Consider the following 13,292-nt stretch of genomic DNA (forward strand, 5'->3'; position numbering starts at 1 on the left):
GATGGGTGATTGGTGATTCGGGAGAGAAGTCATGAAAGTATGGGAATGCGTGATCTGCGGCTTTCGCTATGACGAAGCACTGGGTCTGCCGGAAGCGGGCATTGCGCCGGGCACGCGTTGGGAAGATGTACCGGACGACTGGTTGTGCCCGGACTGCGCGACCGGCAAGCACGACTTTGAAATGCAGGTGATCGCATGACGGCCGCTCAGCATGGGGACAAAGGACAGCCGGTGGTGATCGTCGGCACGGGCATGGCGGGCTATACGGTTGCGCGTGAATTGCGCAAGCTCGATAGCACGGTGCCGATCGTGATGATCAGCCGCGACGACGGCAGCTTTTATTCGAAGCCGATGTTGTCGAATGCGCTGGCGATGAAGAAAGAGCCGCAGGCGTTGGCGAGTTTCGACGCCATGGCGATGGCGGCGCAGTTGGGCGCGTGGATTCGTGTCAATCAGCGTGTGGAGCGCATTTTGCCGGCCGAGCACACGCTGGTGGTCGACAATGCGTTGCTCGGCTACAGCAAGCTGGTGCTGGCCACGGGCGCGGACCCACGGCGCCTGAAAGTGGCGGGTGATGGTGCGGCCGACGTGATGTCGATCAACGACCTCGGCGATTACGCGCGCTTCAGGTTGGCGCTCACGCGTTGCCGCTCGGTGGCGATTCTGGGCGCGGGTCTGATCGGCTGCGAGTTTGCCAACGATCTGGCAGCCGCCGGTTATGCGGTCAGTCTGATCGATCCGGCTTCGACGCCGCTGGCGCGCTTGCTCCCGCAAGACGTGGGCGAGATTTTCGCCCGCGCGCTTGACGATGGCGGCATCCGTTTTCATCCTGGCCGCAGTGTGGATCGGATCGACCGCCTGTCGGACGGTTACCGGCTGACGTTCGCCGAAGGCGAGCCGATCGTCGCGGATCTGGTCGTGTCGGCGGTCGGCCTCGTGCCGCGTACGGCGTTGGCCGCTGCTGCGGGTCTTGAGATCGATCAGGGCATTCGAACCGATGCGTGGTGCCGCACCAGTGCACCGGATATCTACGCACTCGGCGACTGTGCCGCGATCGACGGCAAAGTGCAGCCGTATGTCCTGCCGATCATGCACGCCGCACGAGCGCTCGCTCGCACCCTGGCCGGGCAGCCGACCCGCGTCGCCTTCCCGGTGATGCCGATTACCGTGAAGACGCCCGCGAGTCCCGCCGTCGTCGTGGCGCCCGAGGGCGAGGGCGCATGGTCGATCGAAACCGCCGGCGACGCTGCGAAACACGCGGCGCGCGCCGTGTGCCGGCATGCCACCAGCGAGCGTCCGTTGGGCTTCGCCTTGCTCGGCGCGGCGATCGAGGGCAAGGCCGCCTTGATCAAGGCCATGACAGAGGGGCCATTAGCGACTAGCTAACCCATAACAATCTTCCGTCTGACCGACCTCACTTTGTGATCGCTCGGTGTTTTAAGGGCCTGTCACCTGCAACACATCCGATGATCGCATTCGCGCCGCAAGCTCTGCCTGCGGCGTTTTTTTTATCTGCTTGAAAGAAGTGCGTGCCGACGGCGAACGCTTAGGAAACCAGATCTTTCGCGACGTTGGCGATCAGCCTGCGCAGCCAGATCGCGGCGACGCTGCGATGCGTGCGGTCGTGCCAGAGTTGATAGTAGGTGAGCGCCTGCGGCTCGCCGGGAATCGGCTCGATACGCAGCGGCAGCATCTTGGTGTAGTGCGTGGCGAGCGCACGCGTGGTGGTGAACAGCAGATTGGAACGCGCTAAAACGTAGGGCGCCATGCCGAAGTAGGGCAGCGTCGTAGTGACGGTGCGCGACAGGCCATTGCGCGCGAGTTCGACATCGACCGTGCCCCACGACGTCGTGTTGTACGTCATCACCGCCAGATGTTCCGCCTCTTCGTAGACGGGCTTGCTAAGCCGCCCCGGCTTGACGGGGTGACCGTTGCGCATCAGACACACCAGTTCGTCCTTGCACAGCGGCTGCAAATGTAGATGCTCCGGTGGCGTGCGCCAGTTGCCGATCACCAGATCGAGAAAGCCGCTTTCCAGGCCGTGTTCGTAGCCGCCGTCCACCATCATCAGATGCCTGAACTCGAGCTTCGCACCGGGCGCTTCGCGATGAAACGCATCGACCACGGCGGGGACGAAGAACGCATCGAGATAATCCGGCGAGCCGATCCGAAAGGTCTGGCTGGTGGTGGCCGGATTGAACGACGTGGTGGGATGCAGAATGGCCGCGATATTGTTCAGCGCCTGCGCCGTGGGTTCGATCAGCGTGAGCGCGTGCGCGGTGAGAACCATCCGGCTGCCGCTGCGCACCAGCAGCGGATCGCCGGTCATGTCGCGCAGTTTGCGCAGCGCCACGCTGACGGTCGGCTGCGATTGTCCGAGCAACGTTGCGGTGCGCGACACGCTCGATTCGGTCAGAAGCGTGTGCAGCACCTTGAGAAGGTGCGAATCGATGATTTCCTTGGACATGAAAAACGGGACCCTGTTTCGTGCGGATCCATGCAGTGGGGCAGCGTTTTTTATCTAAGGATCGCTAGCGAAATATATAGGCGGATATAACGATCGTCAATCCGGCGAAGCCCTGTGCGAAGGCGTCGAAGGCCGGTGCACGTTGAGTCATGGGACGCGGGGTATCCCGGTTATAGCGAGCGCTTTATGATGTACGCGATGACGGGCATGCCGCTGCCGGAATCGGGGAATACACCGAGGGAAACGATTGCGGCGAGGAACGTGCGGCCGGTGCGGTGGACCGGGCCAGGAAAGCCGCTATCATACGAACGTTACCCGGCGGATCGGATCGAAACTGCCGGGCTTGCCGGTTGCGCCGTGCGCGTCAGGAAGAACGCTCACCCGCTTTCCTCATTCGCTTTTAATACCCAGGAAAATCAAAGGCCGGCGCGATGCAAGCTCACCCCTACGCCGAAGCGCGCACACGCGACGCCGCGCTTGCGGCGGCGCCCTACGGCATGTTCATCTGCACGGCCGACGGCACGTTCGACTCCGTCAACGCAGCTCTCGAGAAGCTGACCGGCTTTACCGCCGAAGAATTGATCGGCCGGCGCACCTTTGAGTCCTTGCACGACCCGGCCGAACTCGCGAGGCGGCGCGCCGAATTGCCGCCGCTGTCGGCGCTAGGCTCGCGCTATGAAGGTGAATGGACCTACGTGCGGCGCAACGGCACCCCAATTCGCGTGGTGTTCGCGCTGGCGCCGCTCGCCGCCGAGCCGGCACATCCTGGCGGTGTAACCACGGGGCCCGCCCGCTATGTCGGCATTGCCATCGACATGACGCGCTACGCGCAGTCCGAGGCACGCCTGTGGTACGTCTCGCATCACGACGGCGTGACCCGTCTGCCCAATCAGACACTTTTCACCGAACGCCTTGAGTTGACGATCGCGCGCTGTCAGCGCAGCGGCAGTGGCTTTACCGTGTTGATCGCCGAACTCGATCATTTGCGCAAGCTGCGCGATGCGCTCGGTTTGCATGCGGCCGAACTGGTGTTGCAGATCGTCGGCGAACGGCTGCGCGGTCTGTTTCCCCACGACGGTACGATCGCCTCGATCGGTGGCACGCAATTCGCGCTGCTGATCAATGAAACCGGTGCGGCGGCCGATGCTTTCGCGGCTGAGGCACTGGGCCGCATCGCCGAATCGATCGACTACGCGGGCACCGCGCTGAACATCACGGCGAGTATCGGCGTCGTCGCCTATCCTGCCGACGGCGCCGATGCGCCGACACTGATGCGTCGCGCGGGCGTGGCGTTGTCGGCGGCATCGGCTGTCAACGGCAATGCGGTGCGGCGTTTTTCCACCGCGCTCGAAGGCCAGGCGGCGCGCCGCTTCGAACTGGAGACGATGCTGCGCGAAGCGCTCGAGCGTCAGCAACTGCATCTCGTGTATCAGCCGCAGGTGACGCTTTCCAATGGCCGCATCGCGCAAGTGGAGACGCTGCTGCGTTGGAATCATCCGCAGCGTGGGTTGATCAGTCCGGTCGAGTTCGTGCCGATCGCTGAAGAGTCGGGCCTGATCGAGCAGATCGGCGAGTGGGTCATCCGCACCGCGTGCCGCGACGCCGGCAAATTGCTGCGGCTCACCGGCACCTTGCCACGGGTTGCGGTGAACGTGTCCCCTCAGCAGTTCCAGCGGCACAATCTGTTCGAGACGATCCGCGAGGCGCTCGAAGATGCCGCGCTCGACCCTTCGTACCTTGAATTGGAAATCACCGAGGGCGTGCTGCTGGGCGACACCGAACAGGCATTGCAGACGCTGCATGCGTTGCGCGAATTGGGCGTAGAAGTCGCGGTGGATGACTTCGGCACCGGCTATTCGAGTCTCGCTTATCTCACGCGCTTTCCGCTGAATCGCCTGAAAATCGATCGCTCGTTTGTGATGCGCATGAGTACCGATCCGCAGTGCGCGGCGCTCGTCGGCGCCATTATCGCCATGGCCCATGCGTTGAAGCTGCGGGTGACGGCCGAAGGTGTGGAGACGGCCGAACAGGCCGCGCAACTGGAAGCGCTCGGCTGTGACGAGGCACAAGGATTCTGGTTCTCGCGACCCATCACCATCGCGGCGTTGGGCAATTTGCTGAAGCCGTTGGGGACGGGTTGACGTCGGCAATTCCGCTGCCAACTTGAAGTCGCCATCCCGCAGGCGCCGCAGCGCGTCGTACTTCGCGCAAGACGCGTGTCGCCAAAGCTACCCGGACAAGAGAAAGGGGCCGATTGGCCCCTTTTCGTCTGCTCGCGTTACGACGTGAGACTTATTTTGCTGCGTCGTCTGCGGTTGTGATCGCCGTGCCGGCCATACCGGATGCACGCTTGATGCTGTCCTGGACCACATTGCTCGAATGAATCATCGAAGCCATCACGGATTGCATTGCCCCGAATGCGCTATCCGAACTGAACGGCGTGGTTTGGCCGAAGCCCGAACCGAGTTGCGCCACATTAGCGCCGAACTCTTCGCGCAGTGATTCGCCTGCCTTGGTCAACGCCGCGGTGAATTGCGCGTCAATTTCCTTGACGTGCTGCGCGTACGACAAGGTGCGTTGAACCAGTTGCTGCTGCAAATCGGACACGCCGGCGAACGGCGCGGCGTTGAACTGACCGGCCGACAATGCGCTCTTGCTTTCGGTGACGGATGCCTTCAGTGCCGCGAGATTGAGCTCGCCGAGCTTTTGCAGACATGCCAGCCCATCGAGCTGCAGGTCGGTGAAGATGTTGAAAGTGCGTTGGCCGAAGGCGGCGCTATGTTCGATCGCGGGGCTGTGCATAAGTGATCTCCAAAGTGACCCGGGGCAGGCGCCCAAAGGATTTCGGAGGCCAGGTCTCACGCGAGACGGCAGGTCGACGCGGCACAGTGGTTTTGCTGCGCTGCAACATGAGCCACTTTATACCTTTGCGGCAGGATGTACAGCGTTTTCGTCAAAATGATTCGTCAGTTGAATGGAGCTTTATGTGCGCCCGACGCGCGCGGATGGGCGAGGAAGAAGCGCAGCATTTCGGCCGTCGCATCGGGGCCGGATGGGTCTGTGTACGTGCCGCGCTGACTGCCGCCTGCCCATGCGTGGCCCGCGCCATGGATCGACCAGTACTCCGCTTCGACACCATTTGCCGCGACGAGTCGTTGCACCGTGCAGCCGCGCTGACCGCTCGCTGTGCCTGCGGTGTGCGACAGCGGGCTGAGTGTCGTGACGCCGGCGTCGAAGCCCGCTACGAGCGCAGTGGCGTTCGAGGGATGCACTGTCGTGTCCGCATCGCCATGAAACACGATGAGCGGGCGTTGCGGTTCGACGTGCGAGTGGCTGCGATGCGCTTTGCCGCCTTTCATCGCGGCGAGCGCCGAAGGCAGACCTTTCGCGCTTCCGTGGGCGAGGCCGGAATGCACGCAGGCCGCGGCGTACAGGTCGGGCGAGGTTTTCAGCATGACGTCCGCCATGGCGCCACCTGCCGACAGACCCGCCACATACACCCGCGCCGGATCGACGCGATAACGCGCCATCACCTCACGCGTGATGCCGGCGATCAACGATGGTTCGCCCTGGTCGCGCTGCTGGTCGGCAGGCTTGAACCAGTTCCAGCAAGTCGAAGGATTGGCTGCTTGCGATTGATTCGGATACACGACGATGAAGCCATGACGCTCGGCCATTTCGTTCATGCGCGTGCCGGCCGCGAAGTCGTCGGCGTTTTGCGTGCAGCCGTGCAGCATCACGATTAGCGGCAACGGTTTGCTCTTGTAGACGGCGGGTACGTAGAGCTTGTATTGGCGTTGGCCCGCGCTATTGCTGAAGGTTTGGGTGCTGAAGGTGCCGGGGGTGTCAGCGTCGAAAGTGCGCTCGGCAGGGGCGTGCGGCGTGGTGTTGGCGTGAGATTGCGCCTGTGTCCACGCTTGTGCCCATTCGTTGGCACTCTGCGGCATGGGCGGCGTTTGCGCATTGCCTGCTTTGGCCTTGCTGCCTGCGAGTGCGCGCTGGACTGCAGCGGTCGCTTCCTTCGGCCCCTTGGTGCGCAGCAGGTCGAAGGCTTCTTTCATCGACTTCAGGAAATCTTCATTCATTTTCATGAGTGTGAGTTACTGCGTTGACTTGCATTGCGCGTGACGGGGTCAGGCGATGAGTTTCACGGCCTTCAGCATGGCTTCAAACAAAAATCAGCCATGCCGGGCGCGCCTACCTGATGCGTCCGGCGAGCGCCGCCTTGACCGCTGGCGACGCGTGAAATGCGCCGAGCACCGCCACCGATGCGATCGTGGCCGCCGCGAGTTCCGGCGGCACATCGGCTGCGATGCTGGCGAGGCCGAGCACGTGAATGTCCAGTCGTTCATTTGCGGCTTGAGCGGCTTCGAGGTCCTGCTTCGAGAAGTGTTGCAGGCCGAGCACCAGCGCGCGCCGGGTCACCGTTTCCGTGACGACCTGCGCGTGTACGGCTAGCTGGTTGCGAATCGCCGTACGGATCAGGTCGGTGCGGTTCGAGTAAAAGCCTTCTTCGACGAGCAGGTCGATCTGGCCCAGGTCGATTGGGCCGAGATTGATGGTGATCTTTTCGGTCTCGCCGCCTTTGGGGCGGGAGGTGTCGACGAGTTTGAGGTTGGCCATTTCTATTCCGTTCGGCGTTCGCTCGGCATCCATATGCCATCCAAATAACATCCAATGGGATGGTTATACGCGCCTGGTCCGAACGGCGTCAATGAGGAAATTGAGGGCCGGGAGACGCTCGCGGAGCGATGACATTGCTGACGACAATGCCTATGGCTCTCCCGGCGACGATTACCGTTTGCGCAACTGCGTTCTATCGATTGCGTTGGCCTAAGAAGCTGCGCCTTGAGCCGGTTCGACACTGAGGCGCGAGGCCGGTCATGGACGCACATGATGGGCTATACGACGACGAGCCTAGCGCCTGGAGGCGGATTGGAGGCATTGATCTGGCCGCCGCGCGGTATAGTGGGTGAAACGAAACGTGTCGGGGGTTCCCCCAGGGAATCAAGATGAGCACGCTCTTTTACTACGTGAGCGCCGCGATGGTCGGCGGCGGTTTTGGAACAAGCGGAATATTCGGCCAGGTGTTTCTTTGGAGTGGGCTCATTCTGATTGCTGCGTCATTCGCGTTCAAGGACGGTGACGGACAGGGGTGAACCGGATTCGTCGAATGGCTCGACACTGCCATTGCAGCAACGTTTGCCTTGACGTTGCACTCGCCATTTACGCGAGTGACCGGCATTGATACCGGGGAATTCAATAGTTGGTAGAAGTCACGGCAGAAGTCTCGGAGTCATGTCTGGCCGCCGCGGCTGTTCGTGACAATCGGACCGTCACCGCTGTTGGCTGTTCCTGCAATGTAGGAGAATTGAGGGATCATCGCCTAACATATAAGCATGGTCGCAACCTGATAGGGAGGCCGCCATGTCTGATTTAACGTTGGCTATTTTGATTGGGATTATCGCTGCTATATGTGGCGCCGGGATATGGGCCGCATCCAGCAACCAGGAGCGGCTAACCCATTGGTTCAAAGAGCATCATCTTAGTGACTTGATTCACCATAAGCATTGATGCAGCGACGGCAGAACGGCAAAACCCCGCCGGAGCGGGGCTCAAATCTCAAAGCGATCGATTTGGCGCACGGCGCCGTCAAGCGTGCGCCTTGGCGCGCCGCGCCTCTTGCGCCGGCCACGCGCTTGCGCCGCTATATCGCAAATTTCAGGGTTTCGAACTCGGTCAACCGGTCATTGATGCAGAGAATTTGATGATTTACATCAAGACTATATCGTACTGCTCCTGGCTCAAATTCGACTCCACCTGCAACGACACCGGCTTGCCGATGAAATCGATCAGCATCGCCAGATGCTGCGATTCTTCCTCAAGGAAAAGATCGATCACCTGCTGCGACGCCACCACGCGAAACTCGCGCGGATTGAACTGCCGCGACTCGCGCAGAATCTCGCGCAGCACGTCGTAGCACACCGTGCGTGACGTCTTGACCTGTCCCTTGCCCTGACAAACCGGGCAGGGCTCGCACAGCACATGCGCCAACGATTCACGCGTACGTTTGCGCGTCATCTCCACGAGTCCAAGCTGCGAGAAACCATTCACGGTCACGCGCGTGCGATCGCGCGACAACGCCTTCTTCAACTCACCAAGCACCTGATCGCGATGCTCGACGTTCTCCATATCGATGAAGTCGATGATGATCACGCCGCCCAGATTACGCAGCCGCAATTGCCGCGCGATGGTGTGTGCGGCTTCGAGGTTGGTCTTGAAGATCGTATCGTCGAAGTTGCGCGCGCCGACGTAGCCGCCGGTGTTCACGTCGATGGTGGTCATCGCTTCGGTCTGGTCGATCACCAGATAGCCGCCCGATTTCAGATCGACCCGGCGTGACAATGCGCGCTGGATTTCCGCCTCGATGTTGTACAGATCGAAGAGCGGCCGCTCGCCGGTGTAGTGATGCAGCTTCGACGACACCGCCGGCGTGAACTCCGCCGCGAAGTCGGCGAGCATCTGATAGGTCTCGCGTGAGTCGACCTGAATGCGCGAGGTCTCGTCGTTGACGAAATCGCGCAGCACACGTTGTGCGAGATTCAGATCCTGATACAGCAGGCTGGTCGGCGGCATGCGCTGACCTTGCGAGATGATGGTCGCCCACGTCTTGCGCAGATATGCGACGTCGCCGGCCAATTCTTCGCTGGTTGCATCTTCAGCGATGGTGCGGACGATGTAGCCGCCTTTTTCATCGGCAGGCAGCACGGCGGTCAGACGCGCGCGCACGGCCTCGCGTTCGGCTTCGCTCTCGATCTTCTGCGAGATGCCGATGTGCGGCTCCTGCGGCAGATACACGAGCGTGCGCCCGGCGATACTCACTTGCGTGGACAGCCTCGCGCCCTTGGTGCCGATCGGATCTTTCACGACCTGCACCATCAGTGTCTGACCTTCGAAGACGATTTTCTCGATGGGCTGATGCGGCGTTTGATGCTGCGGTTCGCCCGCAATGCGCGGATGCCAGATATCCGCTACGTGGAGAAACGCGGCGCGTTCCAGGCCGATGTCGATGAAGGCGGATTGCATACCCGGCAACACGCGGACGACTTTGCCGAGATAGACATTGCCGACGCGTCCTCGCGACAGCGTTCGTTCGACGTGAAGTTCCTGGACGGCGCCTTGCTGGACGAGCGCGACGCGCGTTTCCTGCGGCGTGACATTGATCAGGATTTCTTCATTCATGGTGTTATTTTAGAAGTCGATGCGCGCTGCACGCAGGAGGGCAGCGGTTTCAAAAAGCGGCAAACCCATGATACCTGAATAGGACCCGTCGATATGCTCGATAAACTCCGCGGCGCGTCCCTGTACGCCATACGCGCCTGCCTTGCCGAGCGGCTCGCCGCTTGCAGCGTAGCGGCGCACGGCGTCCGCTTGCAGTGCAGCAAAACGCACCTTCGATACCGATAGTGCGGCCGGCAGCAACGTGCCTTCCGCGTCGACCACCGCGATGGCCGTCAGCACTTCGTGATCGCGGCCCGCGAGGCGCGTGAGCATTGCGACGGCATCGTCGGTGTCGACGGGCTTGCCGAGGATCGCGTCGTCGATCGTGACGGTTGTGTCGGCAACCAGGATCGGCCGTGCCGCATGGCCGCCTGCCACGAGACGCGCGCGCGCTGCGTGCGCTTTCGCGATGCACACGCGCTGCACGTAGTCGCGCGCCCGCTCGCCGGGTAGCTCGACTTCGAGCGCTTCGGCATCTTCATCGGGACGCGGCAGGAGCAATTCGAAACGCACGCCGAGTTGTTGCAACAACTCCTGACGGCGCGGACTCTGAGAAGCGAGGTAAACGAACGGATGCAGCGAATCGGCGGACGTTGGCATGAACAGGTCTCGATGAGGCGGGTTGCGTCAATGCGCAAGGCGCGCGCGATGAGCGTGTCAGTCAATCGACGAAGAACGAGCCTAAGGACACGATGAAAAGCACGTCGATCAACGTATCGATAAACGCGCCTGAAAATGCGTCCACAAGGCGCGTCAATCAGCGCAGCCAACAGGACCAGCAAACGCGCGATCCGTCAGCCGCCTCGTTCGCTCACACGCGGTGATAGGGGTGATTTTGCGTGATGGTCCACGCGCGGTAAAGCTGTTCGGCGAGCAGCACGCGGACCATGGCGTGCGGCAGCGTCAGGCTGGAGACACGCAGCAGCATATCGGCGCGTGCTTTCAGATCGGGATCGAGCCCATCGGCGCCGCCGATCAGAAACGCCACGTCGCGGCCGTCCTGCTGCCAGCCGGGCAGGGCGCCGGCGAGTTGCATCGTGGTCCAATCCTTGCCGCGTTCATCGAGCGCGACGATGCGCGCGTTCTTCGGCAACGCGGCTTCGATTTTCTGCCGCTCGGCCGCCATCACGCTTTCGGCCGGACGCCCTGACGAACGCTGCTCGGGCTTGATTTCGCGCAGCTCGATGCGCAGCTCGGGCGGCATGCGCTTCGCGTATTCGTCGAAGCCGGTGGCGATCCAGTCGGGCATCTTGTGGCCGACGGCGAGAATGTGCAGTTTCATGACGGGTGGAATCGACGACGCAATCGCTGCAATCGCGCACGCATGCTCTGACTTTGCGTCGCGGACTTCAGCGGTTTGCCAGCCACGTACTTACTTGCGGCGTACCGCCGCCTTGCGTGCAGGCTTTTTGACAGCCGGCGCTTCGTCTTCTTCGTCCTCGTCGTCGGGTTCGCTCGAGCGCGCGCCGCCGAACGGATCCGGCGTGGACAGCTTGATGCGCACCGGCTTGTCGCCCCAAATTTCTTCGAGGTTGTAGTACTGGCGCAGCGCCGGTTGCAGGATGTGCACGATCGCGTCGCCGCAATCGACCAGCACCCATTCGCCGACGTCGTCACCTTCGGTGCTGATGACGTCGCCGCCGTTTTCCTTGACGCTCTCGCGCACGCTCGAAGCGAGCGCCTTGGTCTGGCGGTTCGAGGTGCCGGAGGCGACGATCACGCGATCGAACAGCGCGGTCAGGTGGCTGGTGTTGAACACCTTGATGTCTTGCGCTTTGACGTCTTCGAGAGCGTCGACGATCACGCGTTGCAGTTTGCGAATATCCATGGGGTTACCGGTGGTACAGATGATGTTGAAGAATATAGTCCCACACCGCAGTGGGGACATGGCTTGCGGCCCGGGCCTGGCTCCTGTCTTGCGGTTCGCCGCCCGCGAGGGCAAGCCGCTGGGTCACCTGCTCGCGCAGATGCGCGCGAATGTCGGTGGCCGAGACGTTGAACGCAAGCGTCGTATCGATCAGCAAGTGGCCGCAGGGGGTGGCTTGCAGAACGTCGGCGCGGGCACGGCGCGCGTCGATTTCTTTAGCGACCACGGGCGGAATCGATGCGAGGTCGAAACCGGGGCGCGTGGCCGCGCAGATGTGAGCAAACTCGAACAGGCGCCGCCAGTCGCGCCATGTGTCGAGATGCACCAGTTGATCCGCGCCGATCAGAAGCGCAATCGACGCATTCGGACCTTCGCGTTCACGCCATAACTGCAGCGTGTTGATCGTGTAGGTTGGACCGTCGTGTTCGATCTCGTCGGTCGCCACCCGCACGGTCACGCCCGGCAGCACCAACGCAGTGGCGGCGGCACGGGTCATGGCCAGTCTGTGAACAGCCGCTGACACGTCCGTTTTCTGCCACGGCTGGCCGGCCGGCAGCAACACCAGCTCGGTCAGCTTCAGCACGTCGGCGAAACGCCGCGCGAGCGCGAGGTGGCCGTCGTGGATCGGATCGAAAGTGCCGCCGAGCAGTCCAATCCGGCGAGGCAGGGCGACAGGATGAGCGTTCGGCTTCAGGTGAAGATCCTTTGTCGTGGTCACGTGGTGTGCGGTGCGGGCTTAAAGCCTCACACCCACTCGCGCGGCACGAGAAAATCGCTGTAAAGGCGCGCTTCCGGCGTGCCCGGTTCGGGCTGCCAGTTGTAGCGCCAGTTCGCCACAGGCGGCATCGACATCAGTATCGATTCGGTGCGTCCGCCGCTCTGCAGCCCAAACAGTGTGCCACGGTCGAAGACCAGATTGAACTCGACGTAGCGGCCGCGCCGGTATGCCTGGAAGTCCCGCTCGGCTTCGCCGTACGGAATGTTGCGGCGCTTTTCGATGATCGGCATGTACGCTTTGAGGAATCCTTCGCCGACGCTTTTCAGCATCGCGAACGATTGATCGAAGCCCGGCGCCGAGAAATCGTCGAAGAAAATCCCGCCGATGCCACGCGGTTCATTGCGGTGCTTGAGGAAGAAGTACTCGTCGCACCAACGCTTGAAACTCGGGTAGAGGTCCGCGCCATAAGGCTGCAGCGCGTCGCGGCACACCCGGTGGAAATGCTGCGCGTCTTCCTCGTAGCCGTAGTACGGCGTCAGATCCATGCCGCCGCCGAACCAGAACACCGGCTCTTCGCCGGCCTTGGTCGCGATCAGCAGACGCACGTTCATATGCACGGTCGGGCAGTGCGGATTGTGCGGGTGCAGCACGAGCGAAACGCCCATGGCTTCGAAACCACGGCCGGCCAGTTGCGGACGCGCGGCGCTCGCCGAACCCGGCAACGCGTCGCCTGCTACGTCCGAAAAGCCGATGCCGGCCCGCTCGAAGAAGTTGCCGCCTTCCAGAATCCGTGTGTAGCCGCCGCCGCGCAGCTTTTCGCCGGGGGCGCGCTGCCATGCGTCGGTCGCGAACGGCTTACCGTCGAACGCGCCGAGCGTGTCCGCGATGTGCGTTTGCAGGCCTTGCAGCCAGCTGCGCACGGCCTGTGCGTCATAGCTCGAATCGGTCATGAATGCAGA

Annotated in this window: 14 protein-coding genes; 4 read left to right on the top strand and 10 right to left on the bottom strand. The window is 62.2% G+C overall.

Annotated features, from left to right (window positions below; translation table 11 throughout):
- Nucleotides 1–31: 31 nt before the first annotated feature.
- Entirely contained in the window at nt 32–199 is a 168-nt protein-coding gene (locus M0D67_RS19240; RefSeq protein ID WP_093639504.1) for a rubredoxin, read from the top strand.
- Complete coding sequence (locus tag M0D67_RS19245; RefSeq protein ID WP_266239405.1) at nt 196–1,386, top strand: NAD(P)/FAD-dependent oxidoreductase; 1,191 nt, start codon at nt 196–198, stop codon at nt 1,384–1,386. Before M0D67_RS19240 ends, M0D67_RS19245 begins: the two co-directional genes overlap by 4 nt.
- A 160-nt stretch (nt 1,387–1,546) precedes the next feature.
- On the opposite strand, the gene M0D67_RS19250 is transcribed toward M0D67_RS19245, so the two are convergent.
- The gene (locus M0D67_RS19250) at nt 1,547–2,467 is read right to left on the bottom strand and encodes a LysR family transcriptional regulator (protein WP_266239406.1); all 921 of its coding nucleotides are present in this window, start codon (nt 2,465–2,467) and stop codon (nt 1,547–1,549) included.
- Between the two features lie 431 nt (nt 2,468–2,898).
- Between M0D67_RS19250 and M0D67_RS19255 the strand changes: the two genes are divergently transcribed.
- Nucleotides 2,899–4,608, top strand: coding sequence for a bifunctional diguanylate cyclase/phosphodiesterase (locus M0D67_RS19255; protein WP_266239407.1), 1,710 nt, complete (start codon nt 2,899–2,901; stop codon nt 4,606–4,608).
- A 151-nt stretch (nt 4,609–4,759) separates the two neighbouring features.
- Here M0D67_RS19255 and M0D67_RS19260 read toward each other — a convergent pair whose 3' ends face one another.
- The 3 genes from M0D67_RS19260 to M0D67_RS19270 form a co-directional block, all read right to left on the bottom strand.
- On the bottom strand, nt 4,760–5,269 hold the full coding sequence (locus tag M0D67_RS19260; protein ID WP_266239408.1) for a phasin family protein: 510 nt from the start codon (nt 5,267–5,269) through the stop codon (nt 4,760–4,762).
- Nucleotides 5,270–5,433: 164 nt separating this feature from the next.
- Nucleotides 5,434–6,558 carry a PHB depolymerase family esterase gene (locus M0D67_RS19265; protein ID WP_266239409.1) on the bottom strand — a complete coding sequence of 375 codons (1,125 nt, stop codon included), beginning with the start codon at nt 6,556–6,558 and terminating at the stop codon, nt 5,434–5,436.
- A 106-nt stretch (nt 6,559–6,664) separates the two neighbouring features.
- The gene (locus tag M0D67_RS19270) at nt 6,665–7,090 is read right to left on the bottom strand and encodes a CopG family transcriptional regulator (RefSeq protein WP_154562221.1); all 426 of its coding nucleotides are present in this window, start codon (nt 7,088–7,090) and stop codon (nt 6,665–6,667) included.
- A 389-nt stretch (nt 7,091–7,479) separates the two neighbouring features.
- Between M0D67_RS19270 and M0D67_RS19275 the strand changes: the two genes are divergently transcribed.
- Nucleotides 7,480–7,626: a hypothetical protein gene (locus M0D67_RS19275; protein WP_154562223.1), complete on the top strand. Its 147-nt coding sequence runs from the start codon at nt 7,480–7,482 to the stop codon at nt 7,624–7,626.
- A gap of 613 nt (nt 7,627–8,239) precedes the next feature.
- Here M0D67_RS19275 and rng read toward each other — a convergent pair.
- The 6 genes from rng to hemF all read right to left on the bottom strand — a co-directional run bounded on the left by rng (nt 8,240) and on the right by hemF (nt 13,283).
- Nucleotides 8,240–9,709, bottom strand: coding sequence for a ribonuclease G (rng, locus tag M0D67_RS19280; protein WP_154562225.1), 1,470 nt, complete (start codon nt 9,707–9,709; stop codon nt 8,240–8,242).
- Nucleotides 9,710–9,718: 9 nt separating this feature from the next.
- Entirely contained in the window at nt 9,719–10,348 is a 630-nt protein-coding gene (locus tag M0D67_RS19285; protein ID WP_154562227.1) for a nucleoside triphosphate pyrophosphatase, read from the bottom strand.
- A gap of 211 nt (nt 10,349–10,559) precedes the next feature.
- Complete coding sequence (rlmH, locus tag M0D67_RS19290) at nt 10,560–11,030, bottom strand: 23S rRNA (pseudouridine(1915)-N(3))-methyltransferase RlmH (RefSeq protein WP_093639533.1); 471 nt, start codon at nt 11,028–11,030, stop codon at nt 10,560–10,562.
- 90 nt (nt 11,031–11,120) lie between these two features.
- Nucleotides 11,121–11,576: a ribosome silencing factor gene (gene rsfS / locus M0D67_RS19295; RefSeq protein ID WP_154562229.1), complete on the bottom strand. Its 456-nt coding sequence runs from the start codon at nt 11,574–11,576 to the stop codon at nt 11,121–11,123.
- A 4-nt stretch (nt 11,577–11,580) separates the two neighbouring features.
- A complete protein-coding gene (locus M0D67_RS19300) occupies nt 11,581–12,333 on the bottom strand; it encodes a nicotinate-nucleotide adenylyltransferase (RefSeq protein ID WP_168435774.1) in 753 nt (250 codons plus the stop codon).
- Between the two features lie 26 nt (nt 12,334–12,359).
- Complete coding sequence (hemF, locus tag M0D67_RS19305) at nt 12,360–13,283, bottom strand: oxygen-dependent coproporphyrinogen oxidase (protein WP_154562231.1); 924 nt, start codon at nt 13,281–13,283, stop codon at nt 12,360–12,362.
- Between the last annotated feature and the right edge of the window lie 9 nt (nt 13,284–13,292).

Origin of the sequence: Paraburkholderia sp. SECH4, from assembly GCF_030511745.1 — a bacterium.
In the GTDB taxonomy this organism is placed as follows: Bacteria; Pseudomonadota; Gammaproteobacteria; order Burkholderiales; family Burkholderiaceae; genus Paraburkholderia; species Paraburkholderia madseniana.

Excerpts from the sequence above, each read along its gene's own strand:
- M0D67_RS19240 (WP_093639504.1), top strand. The coding sequence starts at position 32 with ATGAAAGTATGGGAATGCGTGATCTGCGGCTTTCGCTATGACGAAGCA.
- M0D67_RS19245 (WP_266239405.1), top strand. The coding sequence starts at position 196 with ATGACGGCCGCTCAGCATGGGGACAAAGGACAGCCGGTGGTGATCGTC.
- M0D67_RS19250 (WP_266239406.1), bottom strand. The coding sequence starts at position 2,467 with ATGTCCAAGGAAATCATCGATTCGCACCTTCTCAAGGTGCTGCACACG.
- M0D67_RS19255 (WP_266239407.1), top strand. The coding sequence starts at position 2,899 with ATGCAAGCTCACCCCTACGCCGAAGCGCGCACACGCGACGCCGCGCTT.
- M0D67_RS19260 (WP_266239408.1), bottom strand. The coding sequence starts at position 5,269 with ATGCACAGCCCCGCGATCGAACATAGCGCCGCCTTCGGCCAACGCACT.
- M0D67_RS19265 (WP_266239409.1), bottom strand. The coding sequence starts at position 6,558 with ATGAAAATGAATGAAGATTTCCTGAAGTCGATGAAAGAAGCCTTCGAC.
- M0D67_RS19270 (WP_154562221.1), bottom strand. The coding sequence starts at position 7,090 with ATGGCCAACCTCAAACTCGTCGACACCTCCCGCCCCAAAGGCGGCGAG.
- M0D67_RS19275 (WP_154562223.1), top strand. The coding sequence starts at position 7,480 with ATGAGCACGCTCTTTTACTACGTGAGCGCCGCGATGGTCGGCGGCGGT.
- rng (WP_154562225.1), bottom strand. The coding sequence starts at position 9,709 with ATGAATGAAGAAATCCTGATCAATGTCACGCCGCAGGAAACGCGCGTC.
- M0D67_RS19285 (WP_154562227.1), bottom strand. The coding sequence starts at position 10,348 with ATGCCAACGTCCGCCGATTCGCTGCATCCGTTCGTTTACCTCGCTTCT.
- rlmH (WP_093639533.1), bottom strand. The coding sequence starts at position 11,030 with ATGAAACTGCACATTCTCGCCGTCGGCCACAAGATGCCCGACTGGATC.
- rsfS (WP_154562229.1), bottom strand. The coding sequence starts at position 11,576 with ATGGATATTCGCAAACTGCAACGCGTGATCGTCGACGCTCTCGAAGAC.
- hemF (WP_154562231.1), bottom strand. The coding sequence starts at position 13,283 with ATGACCGATTCGAGCTATGACGCACAGGCCGTGCGCAGCTGGCTGCAA.